We start from the raw sequence: 14,190 nt of genomic DNA, 5'->3' as shown, positions 1-14,190 counted from the left end.
TAGGTAGGAACTACCGACGCGAGCAGGTCGCCGTCGCCACGAAACTTACTGGCATGGGAACGCGATCGCTGCCTCAATCTAGCGGCCCGCCCCGAAGTCCTTCTCGAAACTGATTCTCCGACAACGCAATCCGAAAGGCTCGTCATGGAACAGCACACCACCGCCCCGGCCCGCACCGCCCAGCAACTCGTAGACGGCTGGTTGGCCCTCTGGAACGGCGACTACTCCTCGGTCAGCGATATCGTCGCGCCGGAGTTCGGCGTGCACGCCGCGATGCTGGACGGCACCGACGGGAGCGCGGTCCGCGGGCCGGACGGGCTGGTCGACTGGATCGCGCAGATCCGCGCCGCGTTCACCGAGCTGGTGTTCACCGTGCAGGTCGGCCCCATCATCGACCGGGACCAGCTCGCGCTCCGCTGGATCGCCGTCGGCAACTACGGCGGCGGGTTCCCCGGTGCGACCGCCCCGGCGGGCACCGCGATCCGCTTCACCGGAACGGACATTCTGCGCATCGAGCGGGATCTGATCGTCGAGTACTGGGTCAATTCGGACACCCATGTGCTGCTCGGGTCGCTCGGCGTTCAGCTCTAGACGGCTCGGCTCGGAGGACAAGCACATGTTCAGCACAACACCACGTCGCGAACGCGATGGGTATCCCGCCGCCCGGTCCGTCATCATCTCGGCGTGGGCGGTGCCGGTCCTGATCATCGGACAGTTCGCGATGGTGGCCGTCGTGCCGGTGGTGATCGCGCTGATCGGCACGCTGCGGGATGCGCGGCTGCGCCCGCTGCGTTGCTTCGCCGTCGCGCTTGCCGCGGCTTATGCTGTGCCCCTTGGTATCTGGCGGCTCCGGTCCGATCCGGCGCAGAGCCTCTCGAAGGACATCAATCCGTTCCTCGCCGCCCTCGTCGTCGTGGCGGCCGTCGCCCTCGCGGTCGCGCACCATCTGCTGCGCAGGCGCTACGGGACCGACGACACTACTGCTGCCGCGCCGGCCCCGAATGAGACGAACACCTCCGATGTGAAGACCGGCGAATCAGGGCAACCGGTCGACGGCCCTGGTCACGGGCCAATTCCCGGCTCCTGATGGCCAGCCGTCGGCCACCGGTTGATCACCGGTGGTTTAACGGTGTGGCCGGAATCCGCTGTACGGTCGGGCATGACCTCCGAAGTGATCGCCAAGGCGAATTACCCAGGCGGAACTGCAGTTGCCCGGCGGTCGATCGCCGACCGCGTGCGGGCATCGATTGTGCTGCTGCTGTCTGCGATACCGTCCGCGGCGTCGATGACGGTGTTGCTCTATGGGCTCGGCCGCGCGCTCGGCGTCGGCGCTCCCGGTGCGTTGCCTGCGGCGTGGTTTGTGGTGTGTTTTGTCTGGAGTGTGGTGTGCTTCCGGAGCCCGCCGCGGCGTTGGCTGCTGCGGGTATTCCGGGTGCGGCAGCCGACGGCCGATGAGCAGGGCAAATTGAGTTCCGCGTGGGCGAAGGTCGCGCACAAGGGCGGGGTTTCCGCGGCGTCGTACACGCTGTGGGTGCAGGGCGCCGATCGGCAGTTCGTGGTGCCGCGCCGGATGATCACCACGCCGCCCGAGTCGTCGCAACGGCTGAGCCCGCGGGAGTTGGAGGCGGCGCTCGCGCATCAACTCGCGCAACGGGTTCAGGGACGTGCTGCGTTCTGGCAGTTGACTTTCCGGCATTACAACCTGCCCGTGGTGTGGATCGAACGGGCCTTGCTGTCGGGTCTGGGTCTGGTCACGGTCGGCGATGCGATCGCGCGGCGGATGCCCGAGCGCAGTTCCCGGGTGTTCGGGATCGGCTGGACCGTGTTCAGCCGGGTGCTCGTCGCCTGCCCGACGGTCGCGGCGGCCACGGTGATCATCGGTCTCGCACCGGCCTTGCTGCTGCGACTGTTACCCGAGATCGCGGCACTGGCGGTGCGACCGGTCGTCGCCCGCAGCGAATACCGAGCCGACCAGATAGTCGTCGATCTCGGGTACGGACCCGAACTCGGCGGCATCCTGCAACGCACAGATGTGCCACACCCCGCACGGACCCGATTGAATCCCCTGTCGGTCTCGCTGTTCTCGTCGAAAACAGCACCGGACAAACGAATTCGGCATATCCGCGATCGACTCGACGAGCTGGCGCGCCGCTGGAATCCGCCGTCGGCATAGGCACCCGATTCGAGTCCGCACTAGATCGCCGAAATGGCGAATAGTCAGCAAATAGCGCATAACATGAGTGCTGTGATTCCGTGAGACCAGCCGGTCGAGCTGGCCGGGGACCGATCCGTACCGGACGATCAGGTGGTCGCAGATGGTGGGACTCGAACGGTCTTCGCGTTGGTTGATACTGGCCACGGTGTGTCTGGCGGTGCTGGTGATCGGGATCGACAACACCATCGTCAACATCGCGTTGCCAGAGCTCGGTATTCAACTCGGCGCCACGACGACGGCATTGCAATGGGTCGTCGACGCTTATGTTCTCGCATTCGCGGGGCTGCTCTTGGTCGGTGGCTACCTCGCGGACCGATACGGGCACCGACGGGTGATGGTGATCGGGCTGGCCGGTTTTGCCGCGTCGTCGGCGGCAGCCTCGACCTGTACCAGTATCGGACCGTTGATCGGCTGGCAGGCGGCGATGGGGGTCGCGGCGGCGCTGATCTATCCGACTACATTGGCGGTGATCGCGGCGGTGTTCACCGATCGCGGCGAGAAGGCGCTGGCCATCGGGATCTGGTCAGGGGTTTCCGGGGTTTCGATCGCGCTCGGGCCGCTGACCGGTGGGCTGTTGCTCGCGCATTTCTGGTGGGGCTCGGTATTTCTGGTCACGGTGCCGGTCGCGGCCGTAGCGATTGTCGCCTCGATGATGGTCGTGCCGGAATGGCGGACGCCGCGCCCCGGACGCTTCGACGTGATCGGCGCGGTGACGGCCGCAGGTGGTCTGACGTTGTTCGTCTGGGCCATTATCGAGGCGCCGGGACACGGATGGACCAGTCGGACGACGGTCGGTGCCTTCGTTGCCGCGGCCGCGTTATTGTCGGTTTTCTACGGCTGGGAACGGCGCAATCCCACACCACTGCTTGATGTTTCGCTCTTCGGCAATCCGCGCTTCGCCGTGGCGAGCGGTGCCATCGCCACCGCCTTCTTCGGGCTGGTCGGACTGGTCTTCATGATCATGTTCTTCTTTCAGATCGTGCGCGGCTACGGCACCGTGCGCACCGGGGTGGCGACGTTGCCATTCGCGATCTGCGTTGCGGTCTTCTCGCCAGTTGCGCTCGTGCTGACGCGGCGGATCGGGAACAAGATCGTGGTGGCCTCGGGGTTGGCCTGTATGTGCGGCGGCTTCCTCATCGCCACCGTGATATCGGTCGACGCGCCGTACTTCGGTCCGGTTGTGCTGGCGATGTCGATCGTCGCGATCGGTCTGGCACTCACCACCGGGCCGGCAACGGACGCGCTGATCAGCACGGTGCCGCCGGACAAGGCGGGGGTCGGTTCCGCGGTCAACGACACCACGCGCGAGGTCGGTGTGGCGTTGGGTGTCGCGGTGATGGGTTCGGTGTTGAGCTCGATCTTTCGCGGTCGCCTCGCGGAGCAGTGGCGTGCACTCGGCATTTCGCCTCAGCTCATCGAGCACGGACAAGACTCGGTGATCAACGCGCTGGGCATCGCGACTCGGCTGCCCGATCCCCTTGCCGCGCAGGCGATCCGGACCACCGAACTGGCGTTCACCGACGGCATGCACGCCGGTGCGTGCACTGCCGCCGCGATCACCGCACTCGGCGCGGTGAGCGCGGCGATCTGGTTGCCGCACCGCGATGCGCCTACTCCCGGCGCTGTCGCCAGGGCGAAGGTCGGCGGGGAGCGCGATGCGGAACCTGACTAGAGCTGTTCGCCCTGTTCGCGCCTGCGATCCAGGTCACTTTGCCGAGCGGCTTCCTGGCGGCGGGCTTCGGCGCGCTGCTGTTCGGCGCGCTCGCGCAGTCCGCGCAGGAATGCCGCGTCGGCCTCCGGGTCCTGGGCGACGTAGCGACCGGGGCGGTCGTATTCGGAATAGCTGGTGGTCGAGCGCGGGCCGGTCTCGTTCAGCGGGCGGCCCGCGAACAGCCAGAGCAGGGCGCCGATGGTCGGCAGCAGGATGACGACGATCAACCACCCCATCTTCGGCAGATGCCGAATTCCCACGTCAGGGCAGGTGATGATGTCGATCAGACAGTAGATCCACAACGCAAGGGTCAACAGACCCACAACCGCGTATGGCACGAAAAAACCTCCTCGTACGCCAGCCAACGACCTGTCCGTGCGGCGATTCGGTGAATCTCCCCCAACCGGCCCGGGGCATGCCCTGCCCGAAACTGGCAACAATGAATATTCAGCGACCCCGATCAACCCCCGTGGCCGCGCCCACGGTCACCTTATCCGACCGCCGATCTTCGCGCGACGGGTGCGATGCGCGTCACCTGAACGCCATATCGCGTGCGCGCGGCGGGTTCATCGCCGGACTTGACCCCATGTGGTGTGGGTTACCGCGTAGGTGGCCAGCAGGATGATGGCCAGTATGGCGGCACCGCCGTCGGTGATGAGTGATGGAAGCATGCCTGGCCAGCCGAATTCGTCGCGGGCGGCGGTGAACATCTCCGCAGGGACAGCCTTCAAACCGACTGCCTGGGTGGCGTTTACGGCGAGCATCAGCCAGAACAGCCACGGCGATGGGCGGCGGCGGAGGGCTAGGATGCCGATCGCGTTGCCGATCAGGCAGACGCAGCCGACCAGCCGGAAAGCGGTCAGAAATCCTTCTGCGCCAACAGGATCGGCGTCGGCCAGGATCATCATGCGAGTCAGGGTGTCCTGGTTGACGATCACGAAGGCTTGGAGCGCGGTACCGATGGCGAATACTATCGAGGCCGAACCTGCCAGCAGCAGAAGCGCATTCGTCCACCTGCCCGGAGCCTGAGTGGTCTGTACGTGTTCATCAGTGGCCGACGACATCAGATCCCTCCCGAATCAGCTGATCGATCGATCCTGATCCACAGGGACGTCGGCGGACATCGGGATGATCCCCCAACTCGTCCCTGAATTTCGCCCGGTCCGGATGACCAGGGAGTTTGACCTTGACCTGACGGCATGGTTTTGACTGTTGGGTGTCGGCAGGCGCCGGCGGATCCGAGTCCAGAGGAGGCTGTCATGGCGTGGAGCACTCGTCAGGTCGCCGAGCTCGCCGGGACGAGCCTGCGGGCGGTGCGGCACTATCATGACGTGGGTTTGCTCGACGAGCCGGAACGAAAGTCCAACGGCTACAAGAGCTATGGGGTTGCCCACCTGGTGCGGCTGTTACGGATCAAACGGCTGCGGGATCTAGGGTTTTCGCTGACGCGGATCGCGGAGATGGGTGCGGCGGACGAGCATCCGGAACACGCGTTGCGCGCGCTGGATGACGAGATGGCCACGAATATCGAGCGGCTACAACGGATTCGGAGTGAACTCGCATCGGTTCTCCGCGCACCGACCCCGACCGATCTGCCGCGGGAGCTGGCCGCGGCCACCATGGCGGCCGATATCCCGGACGCCGACCGGGCGCTGCTCGTCGTGCTCGCGCGCGTGCTCGGCCCCTCGACGCTGCGGGTGTACGCCGAGACGCTGGAGGCCTACTACACCCACCCCGGTGTGCTCGAGCTGGACCGGCTGCCGCCCGATGCCGATCAGCGGACCCGCAGCGAGCTGGCCGAACGGCTGGCACCCGCCTTTCAGACGCTGCTCGACGACCACCCGCAGCTTCGGGCGCCGATCACCGACGCGCCCCGCGGCACGCACTTCGCCGGCCGGACGATCAGCGCCGCCCTCGAGGACCTGTACAACCCTGCGCAGATCGATGTCATCCGCCGGATGGAGAAACTCGTGGACGCGCCGTCCCGCGCCTGACCGCTACCGCGACTGCGGCACACCGACACCGCCCGGCAGCGTTTGCCGCGCCGCCGAGGTGTAGTCGACTTGGACTTTGTAGTACCGCTCGGTCGGACCGTAGGCGGCATAGAAGGCGAAGCCGCGCGGCCCCGGCCCGGCGAACGGCGCGCCTTCGACGAAGCGGGTCAGCACCGGATCGATCGCCGGAAAGGTCTCCGCGGTGTAGCGGGCCGGGAAGCAGATCCGCTGCACGTTCGGTGTGGTCCAGTTGAAGGTCGCGTACACCGTGTAGGGCCAGCCCACGGCGGCCAGCTCGTCCTCGTCGGCGGCGACGAAATCGAGCTCGCGCAGGATCGTGGCCATGTCGGTGGCGGTGAGCTGCCCCGGCGCCAGGATCTGGGTGTACAGATTCAGCGTTCGATTGACGAAATCCACCGCCATCAAGGCGATTTCGCCCCCACCCCACCGGCTCAGCCGTTCGGCGTGATCGCGCGCCGAGGCCGGCATGCCCGCGAAACTCACGATCCGGTCCACGCTGATCAGGTCCGGGAAGGCGGTCCAGATCTTCTGCACGCCGCGGTCGACGGCGACGTCGATGCCCCAGTCCACCGGCACGGCGGCCGAGACCTGCGCCAGCAGTTCCTCCATCGGGTGCCCGACGAAGTCGAGCAATCCGGCCGCCCGCAACTTACCGACCGGATCCGCCGCCGCAGGCAGGTTCATGAACCGCGCGCTGACCTGCCGGACCGGCGCCGGATGCGTCGTCGTGCGCACGGCTAGCCAGGCGTCGGCCCACCGCTCGCCGAGCGCGTCCAGCACCGCGTCGACAACCACGGGGTCGTAACGGGTTTCGGCCAGACGCGCGAACTCACGCAGATCCCGTCGGAAGATCTCTGCGGTCACGCCGGATGCGCTCATGGGAACCACCACCTCGAATTGCAACGGGCAGAACAGGTGTAAGGCGCATCCACGATAGCGCTCGCGCGGGCCGGAGGGGACCAGGAATCAGCCGAGCGAACGCAGCCAATCGATGACGGCAGCCTGGTGCGCACCCGTGTTCCGGGCGATGACCAGCGCGTGCCCGGCGTCGGGCAGCACGAAGGTGCGCAGTCGCGCGGCGGGCCCGAAGTACGGCGCCTCGGCCGCGTACAGGGTTTCGTCGGTCGCGCACACCGAACAGAGTTTGTCCTGCGCGCCGTTGACGATCAGCACCGGCGCGGCGATCCGCCGCGTCGACGACCCGGTGGTCGCGGCCAGGCCGGTGATCATTTCGGTGAGCGAGAACGTGTCTTTGACCTGGTTTTCATCGACGGCGAGCAGCGCGGGATCGGTGCCGGGGCCGGCGAAACTGCCGGCGCGCGTGCCGGGCTCGGTGGTCAGGTATCCGGGGTCGTAGCCGGCGAACCGCCGGTCCGGATCGGTGACCGCGGGACGGAACGTTCCCGCGACGGCCATGGTGTTCGACGGGGTCACCGAATGGGAGTAGGCGGTCAGCAGCAGACCGTCGAGCGGTGCGCCGCCGATCGCGGCGAGCACGCCGATGCCCGCACCCAGCGACACCCCGCCCAGCACAATCTTCGCGAACGGCTCATGTCCGGCAATGCCGCCGCGTCGAATTCCCGCGATGATTCCGGTGACCGCGTCGGCCTCGCGCGCCGAGGTGACGGTGCCACTCGGCGGCCGGGAACTGCTGCCGGCGCCGAATCGGTCGATCGAGAGCACCGCGAAGCCGGCGGCATTGACCGCCCGCCGGAAGCTGTAGGTCGCCGGTTCGTAGGGCCAATCCCAGTACCGCGCATTGATCGCCGCACCGGGGATCAGCACCAGCAGCGTGTCGGCGGCTTGCCCCGGCAGACACAACCGGGCGCCCAGCTCGCCACCGGGCACTCCTAGTCGCAGATCTTCACACCGCCCCGGATCGTCCGCCTCCGCATGCGCGACACCTGCCGACGCGAGCACCACGGCAGCGGCGACCGCGAATGCGGTGCGCGCGAAACCCATAGTCCCGCACGCTATCCCACCCGTGTCATGCGTGCCGTGCGACAAAACATGAACATATCGACCGCAGCCGACGAGCTAACCGCGATGACGAACGCGTCTCTGCCACAGTCGAACCCGATCGATGAGCCGAATACACCGTGCACCGCACGGGTTTTCGACGTTGGAACCCTACGGGAACTGCGAGGTCGAGATCACGCCTTCGACGCCGACCGGCTCCGGCGAGCGAGTAGGCAGCACCGGTCGCGCGTTGTCGCTGTAGCGCCGCTTGACCATCGCCGCGGCCTGCTCCGGAGTTTCCGGGCGCCACGGGCGGGTCGACAGCTTTTCCAGCACGCAGATCAGCAGCATCTGCCGGGTGCGGGTGACCGGATGGCAGTTCATGCCTGCCTGGCCGAAGCCTTCCCCGGCGGCGACCTGTTCCTCGACCGGAACGGTCTCGGTGAGCACCCAGTACAACTCGGGTCCGAGCAGGACGGACTCGCCGTTGCTGTCGTTGAACCAGCGGACCGAGTATTCGATCAGCAGTTCCGCGATCGGCCCGCTCTGGCGCAGGGCGTCGACGAAACGCGGCAGTCCCCCGCTGCCTTCGGTGTTGCGCTGGATGAGGGTCGCGATTCGGTCCGCGACCTCACGTAGCTGTGTGATGTCCTGGTCCGGCCACTGCGGCAAAGTCATCAATTCTCCTAACACGTGCGATGGCGGTTTTCGCCGGCTCGGCCCTTTCCCCGTCACCCGGCAAGAATTCAGCATGCATGCGCCAGTTGTCAATGGCGCATCAATAGCAGACGGGTATCACAAAATCGGGGGTCGGTCGCCGTGACGGATAACAGCCAAATCACGTCGGCACCAGGGTGTTTCCCAATATTTTGCCGGCGAATCACCGGACGAGCGCAACCCATGCTTTTATTGCTACGTCACATTCCTGCCGCGCGGTTTGCCGCTATCGACGGTCCGCGACCGCCGCGACGGCCGTTCGCGCGCGTTCAGCCGCGTGCTTTTCGTTGGCGTAGAGCAGGCCATAGGTGAAGCCGTTCTCCCCCGCCGCCGTGCCTGCCGTGGTCGCGGTACGCCACAGGAAATCGGCCGAGACGACACCGTCGTTGTGGTCGCCTAGCACGCGCTGAAGCCGCTTGTAGTACTTGATGTTCGACTTCGCCTCCGCGCTCTTTCGCACAGGTTCGTGCAGTTCGGCGGCGTAGCGGGCGCGTTTGGCGGCCTTGCGCGCCCGGTGCAGGGACTCGTCGCGCCGATCCCGCACCGCCTGCGCGAGCCGCTTGTCGGCCTTGCCTGCGGCACGCCGGGCGCGCCGCACCAGTTCGCGCGTACGCAACCGAATCGTGAACGGCGGCTCCGGCTTCCAGGATTGCAACACCGCGAGCAGAGCCAGGTAGCGCGGCGAGTCCATCGCCTCGGCGAGCACGTTGCGGCTGGTCAGCTGCCGTTCGAGCAGCGTCTTCTCGATGCGCGCGGCCACCGGGCCGAGCACGAGTTCGGGCGGCAGATCGCCGATCTTGCCGGCCAGCCGGGCGCGCTGCACCTGGCAGTCGCGGACCTCGCCGAGCAGGCCCGCGTACCACTTCAGCTCGTCGGCGATGCCGTCGATCGCGGAGCGGTCCAGCAGTGCGGCGAACACGCGCAACGTGCTGCGTAGTCGCCGGGTCGCGACGCGGGTGTCGTGGATCGGGTCCTCGCCGCGGCGCAGTGCGACATCGCCGGCGAAGATCGTGTCGATCTGCGCGATCAGATAGTCGTGGATCGCACGCTCGGCCTTCGAGCCGGCGGCGCGCGGGCTCGGCTGCGGCAATGCGCGCGAAAGCTTCGACGGATATTGCGCCTTGGACGCGCCCGCCTCGGCGAGCCGGTCCATCAGCAGCGCGGGGACGGCGTCGGTGTGCGGGCCGAGTTCGACCTCGATCTCGCGCCACGCCAGTGCGTCCGCGTCGGCATCGGCGGGTGTCGTGCGCACGACATCGTCATCGATCTCGAGAACTAGTTCGCCGTCCGGGCCGAGCACGCGGTGCCGATTACGCAGCGTGTGAATCGTCGTGATCGCGCGCAACTGCTGCCCCAACGCGGCACCGGTGACGAGATCGGCCAGTTCGCTCGGCATTTCGTCGGACCATTCGGCGACCAGCTCGACGCGCCCGTCGGCCTGCGGAACCTTGAGTTGCCAACCCGATTCGTCGGCGCCGGCCCGGCGACGCAACGTCAAATTATGCGTGAGCAGGTCACGCGCGGAGGTGTCGAAATAAGTGCTGGTGAGTTCGACCGACGTTTCCTCGATGTGCCCGCCGGGCACGATGTCGTCGATCGGCGGCAGCGTGAATGCCCGGTCGACCTCCCATTTCGTTTCGCGTTCTAATACGTCCTTCATCCATATAGCCTTCCCGGCCTGCCGCACCCGAAACAGCGCGCCAACGCCGACGTCAGCGGCGAGCTCGAAAACCGCTCGCCGCTAACGAAATCGGCTCCCCCGGGTCCGGCCGATCAGGCGTCGGGGCGCGCGATATCACCGCGCCACGCGCCGGTTTCGTGATGCCTGCTCTCGATGAATTGCTTGAAGCGCTGCATATCGCCATTCACGCGGTGCTTCAGCACACCGAGGACGTCGGCGGCGGTTTCCACGAAACCCTCGGGGTCGACCTCCATTTGGGCGGTGATCCGGGTGTGGGTGTCGTCGAGTCGATGGAAGGTGATGACGCCCGCGTGCTGCGGACCGTTGTCGGATTTCCAGGCGACTCGTTCGTCGGGGTGCTGCTCGGTAATGGTCGCGTCGAATTCACGGGTCGCGGGACCGACGTGAATCTTCCAGTGGGTGTGCTGGTCGTCGAGCTGCTGCACCGCCTCGACGCCCTCCATGAATTCGGGGAACGACTCGAACTGCGTCCACTGGTTGTAGGCGGTGCGGACCGGTACTTCGACGTCCACGGTGGCGGCCAGCGTGCTACTCATGCGTACCTACTTCCTTTTCTTCGCGTCCAGTGCTTTGGCCAGCTGACTCTTGTTCATTTTCGAACGGCCCTCGATGCCGCGCTGGCGGGCCTCGTTGTAGAGCTGGTCGCGCGTCGGGCCGGTCGGGGCATTGCGCTGACGGGCGCGCAGCCCGGCGCGCTGCTGCGGTTTCATGTCTTCGATCGAGGTCCGGCTGGCCGTCTTGGTCTGACCTGCCTGCGCGCGAATCTTGTTCACCGTGCGCGCCGCGATCTCCTTGGCCGCACGGGCGCTGTTGCCCTGCGACTTCTCCGAATCGCGGATGTGTTCGTACTGACGTTCCTGCTTGGCGGTCCATTCCTTCGGCATGATCACACCTCCTGTTCGCCGGATAACCCGCGAGCCCGGCGGCAAACCACCGCCGGCCTGCGGGTTCTTCGACGGCTACTGGTCGTGCTGATATCCGGCCTGCCGCGCCTCGTCCACCTTGGCTTCCGCGCGGGCCTTCTCCGCTTCCGCTTCCTTCTGCGCGGCTTCGCGTTCGGATGCGGCCTTGTCCTGCTGTGCTTGTCCCTCACCTTTGAGGTTCTCGTCTCCGGTGACGACGCCAGCAGCCTCCTTGACCTTGCCCTTCACGCCTTCGACAACGCCTTCGATCCCTTCGCGGGGTCCGCTTTCATGCTCTGACACCAGTACCTCCGACACAATCCGATGAACGGTTGACATCGGGGCGCATACCCGCTGCCGAAGGTGCTAATCCGCTAGTTGACGGCGGCGACGATGCGCCGGCGACCGTATTGCCAGATCGACTCGACGGTCCGGAATCCGGCCGCGCGCAACAGGTTCAGATGCTGGTCGTAGGTGACGCCGTTGTCGGCGGGATGCTCCCAGCGGCGGTTGTCGCGTTCGGCTACGGCGGCGGACAGTTCCGGTTCGGCGGTGATCGCCGTCCACCATTCGACCCAGCCTTCGCGATCGCCGACGCCTTCGCGTTCGATCTGGCGGGTCCAGATCACGTCGTGCAGGTGGTCGATATCCGTTGCCTGCGTGGCCATGTCGTCGCCGTTGAGCAGAATGCCGCCGGGGCGCAACAGCTTTGCGGACTCGGTGTAGAGCGCGGCGAGCTGGTCTCGGTCGAGCCAGTGCAGTGCGGTGGTGCTGACGATCGCGTCGACCGGCTCGGCGGGCAGCTCGGCGATCCAGGCCGGGTCGGCCAGGTTGCGATCGACGAGTTCGAATCCGTATGCGGTGCGGGCCAATTCGAGCAGCACCGGGTCGGCGTCGACGCCGATCACCCGGGCGTGCGGCAGCCGTTCGCGAATGCGGGCGCCGAGCGACCCCGGGCCGCAGGCGATATCGAGGACGAGCGGGTCCGGGCGGTCGGTGTTGGCGGCGACCGCGTCGGCGATGACCGCGAACATGGTTTCGCGGTCGGGCAGGTATCCCTCTTGCTGACGATCCCAGCGATCGATCCAGGTCTTGGCGAGGGTGGGTGTGAGCGACATGAGCAACTCCCGTTACTGTCATAATCTTCAACGACAGTAACGACCATATCGAAAGCGAGGTGACTGATCAAGTGCATTTAGACAGTCACACATTGGCCGTGGTCCGGGACGGCGTCGAGCTGGTGAACGTCACCGTGCCCGGCGAACGCCGCGGCAGGCCGTATCCGCCTGCGGCCGACGAGGCGGAGCTGCTCGACCGGTTGAACACCGTGGTCTCGGCCTACGGCTATCTGGTCCAGCCGGCCGACACCGACGGCATGGCCCGCGCCGCTGGGCAACTTCGGGAGGTGTTCGACGCGGTCGCCGACGCGGACATGGACCGCGCCGCCACTCAGATCAACGCGATGATCACCGAATACGGCGCCAGGCCAACGCTCATCCGGCACGGCACGCGCCCCTGGCACTTGCACTTCCACGCACCCGATGCCGCGCTGGTCGACGGAATCGCCGCCGCCTCCGCGGTCGGCCTGGCCTTCGTGCTCGGCAGCGAACACGCCGACCGGATCGGCGTCTGCTCGGCCGACAACTGCGACCGCGTCTACCTCGACACCTCCCGCAACGGCACCAAGCGTTTTTGCAGCACCGCGTGCCAAAACCGGTCGAAGACAGCGGCATTCCGGGCCCGGCGGGCATCGAGCACCTGAACCGGTCGTCCGTTTCGATCTGGCTGACCGTAATACTGGCCAGGCCCGGCCCGGGATGGTTTCGTCGGACGAGACCATCAGGTTGAGCGAAAGGCCCTCGTATGTCCGTCGATTACCTGCCGGAGACCGATACCGCCGTGCGGGTGGTCAAGCTCGGCGCGCACATCGGCGCCCGGATCGAGGGTGTCCGGCTGGGCGCCGATCTGGACGCGGCGACCGTCGCGACCGTTCGCGCGGCGCTGCACGAGCACAAGGTGATCTTCTTCCGCGGGCAGCAGCACCTGACCGAGGACGGGCAGTACGAGTTCGCGGAGCTGCTCGGCACCCCGACCAGCCCGCATCCGACGCTCACCTCGGCGGGCGTGAAGAGCCTGGCCATCGATTCGAAGCATGGTCGTTCCAACGTGTGGCACACCGATGTCACGTTCGTCGATCGGGTGCCGAAGGCGTCGATCCTGCGCGCGGTCGCGCTGCCCAGCTACGGGGGCTCGACCACCTGGGCGTCTACCGTGGCCGCGTACAACGCGCTGCCGGAACCGCTCAAGCGGCTGGCCGAGAGCCTGCGCGCGCGGCACTCCAATCAGTACGACTACGCCGCGGAGAACGAAGCGGGCCTGGACGAGAACGGCAAGGCCTACCGTCGCGAGTTCGAATCCACCTACTTCGAAACCGAGCACCCGGTGGTGCATGTGCACCCGGAAACCGGCGAGCGCGCCCTGCTGCTTGGCTGCTTCGTGAAGCAGATCGCCGGCCTGTCGAACAGCGAATCGCACGCACTGTTCCGGCTGTTCCAGGATCGGGTGACCCGCCTGGAGAACACCACCCGCTGGGACTGGTCGCTGGGTGACGTCGCGATCTGGGACAACCACGCCACCCAGCACTACGCCATCGACGACTACGACGGCAGCGAACACCGCAGGCTGACCCGCATCACCCTGGCCGGGAGCGTTCCGGTCGGCGTCGACGGCGCGTCGAGCACGGTGATCGCCGGCAATGCCGAGTACTACTCGGCCATCGACCTGAAAGGGGCAGCATAGCTTCGGTCGTCGGATGATCCGACGTCATGAAACCATTGCTGCCACCCTGATTCCATGCGTTCGAACCCATTGTGAGTTGCTGCGCACCATTCTGTTTGACCGCCGGTAGCGGGGGGAATGCCAGCGCGAGATCGACAATCCGCCGATTCGCCCGCCGCGCGTCATCCAGA

At 66.6% G+C, this 14,190-nt stretch carries 17 protein-coding genes; 7 read left to right on the top strand and 10 right to left on the bottom strand.

Annotated features, from left to right (window positions below):
- Positions 1 to 144 precede the first annotated feature (144 nt).
- The 4 genes from F3087_RS08190 to F3087_RS08175 all read left to right on the top strand — a co-directional run bounded on the left by F3087_RS08190 (position 145) and on the right by F3087_RS08175 (position 3,887).
- Positions 145 to 591 carry an ester cyclase gene (locus F3087_RS08190; RefSeq protein ID WP_150401243.1) on the top strand — a complete coding sequence of 149 codons (447 nt, stop codon included), beginning with the start codon at positions 145 to 147 and terminating at the stop codon, positions 589 to 591.
- 25 nt (positions 592 to 616) lie between these two features.
- On the top strand, positions 617 to 1,087 hold the full coding sequence (locus tag F3087_RS08185; protein WP_223884914.1) for a hypothetical protein: 471 nt from the start codon (positions 617 to 619) through the stop codon (positions 1,085 to 1,087).
- 72 nt (positions 1,088 to 1,159) lie between these two features.
- Entirely contained in the window at positions 1,160 to 2,173 is a 1,014-nt protein-coding gene (locus F3087_RS08180) for a hypothetical protein (protein ID WP_150401242.1), read from the top strand.
- Positions 2,174 to 2,315: 142 nt separating this feature from the next.
- Positions 2,316 to 3,887, top strand: coding sequence for an MFS transporter (locus F3087_RS08175; protein WP_150401241.1), 1,572 nt, complete (start codon positions 2,316 to 2,318; stop codon positions 3,885 to 3,887).
- Here the strand turns inward: F3087_RS08175 and F3087_RS08170 are convergent.
- Together F3087_RS08170 and F3087_RS08165 are read right to left on the bottom strand one after the other, a co-directional pair.
- Entirely contained in the window at positions 3,884 to 4,264 is a 381-nt protein-coding gene (locus F3087_RS08170) for a PLD nuclease N-terminal domain-containing protein (RefSeq protein ID WP_150401240.1), read from the bottom strand. The two genes, F3087_RS08175 and F3087_RS08170, sit on opposite strands and share 4 nt — an antisense overlap.
- A gap of 228 nt (positions 4,265 to 4,492) precedes the next feature.
- A complete protein-coding gene (locus F3087_RS08165; protein WP_223884913.1) occupies positions 4,493 to 4,990 on the bottom strand; it encodes a hypothetical protein in 498 nt (165 codons plus the stop codon).
- A 195-nt stretch (positions 4,991 to 5,185) separates the two neighbouring features.
- Between F3087_RS08165 and F3087_RS08160 the strand changes: the two genes are divergently transcribed.
- Complete coding sequence (locus F3087_RS08160) at positions 5,186 to 5,920, top strand: helix-turn-helix domain-containing protein (protein ID WP_150401239.1); 735 nt, start codon at positions 5,186 to 5,188, stop codon at positions 5,918 to 5,920.
- Between the two features lie 3 nt (positions 5,921 to 5,923).
- On the opposite strand, the gene F3087_RS08155 is transcribed toward F3087_RS08160, so the two are convergent.
- The 8 genes from F3087_RS08155 to F3087_RS08120 all read right to left on the bottom strand — a co-directional run bounded on the left by F3087_RS08155 (position 5,924) and on the right by F3087_RS08120 (position 12,339).
- Complete coding sequence (locus tag F3087_RS08155) at positions 5,924 to 6,820, bottom strand: aromatic prenyltransferase (protein WP_150401238.1); 897 nt, start codon at positions 6,818 to 6,820, stop codon at positions 5,924 to 5,926.
- A gap of 87 nt (positions 6,821 to 6,907) precedes the next feature.
- A complete protein-coding gene (locus tag F3087_RS08150) occupies positions 6,908 to 7,903 on the bottom strand; it encodes an alpha/beta hydrolase (protein WP_223884912.1) in 996 nt (331 codons plus the stop codon).
- A gap of 168 nt (positions 7,904 to 8,071) precedes the next feature.
- Positions 8,072 to 8,578 (bottom strand): hypothetical protein, encoded by a 507-nt coding sequence (locus F3087_RS08145; protein WP_150401237.1) that lies wholly within the window; start codon positions 8,576 to 8,578, stop codon positions 8,072 to 8,074.
- 265 nt (positions 8,579 to 8,843) lie between these two features.
- A complete protein-coding gene (locus F3087_RS08140; protein WP_150401236.1) occupies positions 8,844 to 10,277 on the bottom strand; it encodes a CYTH and CHAD domain-containing protein in 1,434 nt (477 codons plus the stop codon).
- A gap of 113 nt (positions 10,278 to 10,390) precedes the next feature.
- The gene (locus tag F3087_RS08135; protein WP_150401235.1) at positions 10,391 to 10,855 is read right to left on the bottom strand and encodes an SRPBCC family protein; all 465 of its coding nucleotides are present in this window, start codon (positions 10,853 to 10,855) and stop codon (positions 10,391 to 10,393) included.
- Positions 10,856 to 10,861: 6 nt separating this feature from the next.
- Complete coding sequence (locus tag F3087_RS08130; RefSeq protein ID WP_150401234.1) at positions 10,862 to 11,203, bottom strand: plasmid stabilization protein; 342 nt, start codon at positions 11,201 to 11,203, stop codon at positions 10,862 to 10,864.
- Positions 11,204 to 11,278: 75 nt separating this feature from the next.
- A complete protein-coding gene (gene mbp1 / locus F3087_RS08125) occupies positions 11,279 to 11,524 on the bottom strand; it encodes a microaggregate-binding protein 1 (RefSeq protein WP_150401233.1) in 246 nt (81 codons plus the stop codon).
- A gap of 71 nt (positions 11,525 to 11,595) precedes the next feature.
- Positions 11,596 to 12,339 carry a class I SAM-dependent methyltransferase gene (locus F3087_RS08120; RefSeq protein WP_150401232.1) on the bottom strand — a complete coding sequence of 248 codons (744 nt, stop codon included), beginning with the start codon at positions 12,337 to 12,339 and terminating at the stop codon, positions 11,596 to 11,598.
- A gap of 71 nt (positions 12,340 to 12,410) precedes the next feature.
- On the opposite strand from F3087_RS08120, the gene F3087_RS08115 reads away from it, so the two are divergent.
- Positions 12,411 to 12,983, top strand: coding sequence for a CGNR zinc finger domain-containing protein (locus F3087_RS08115; RefSeq protein WP_150401231.1), 573 nt, complete (start codon positions 12,411 to 12,413; stop codon positions 12,981 to 12,983).
- Between the two features lie 101 nt (positions 12,984 to 13,084).
- Complete coding sequence (locus tag F3087_RS08110; RefSeq protein ID WP_150401230.1) at positions 13,085 to 14,020, top strand: TauD/TfdA dioxygenase family protein; 936 nt, start codon at positions 13,085 to 13,087, stop codon at positions 14,018 to 14,020.
- Positions 14,021 to 14,190 lie beyond the last annotated feature (170 nt).

The organism is Nocardia colli (assembly GCF_008704205.1).
Taxonomy (GTDB): domain Bacteria; phylum Actinomycetota; class Actinomycetes; order Mycobacteriales; family Mycobacteriaceae; genus Nocardia; species Nocardia colli.
The sequence above is the reverse complement of the archived record's forward strand: the minus strand, read 5'-3'. Positions and strand labels throughout refer to the sequence as shown.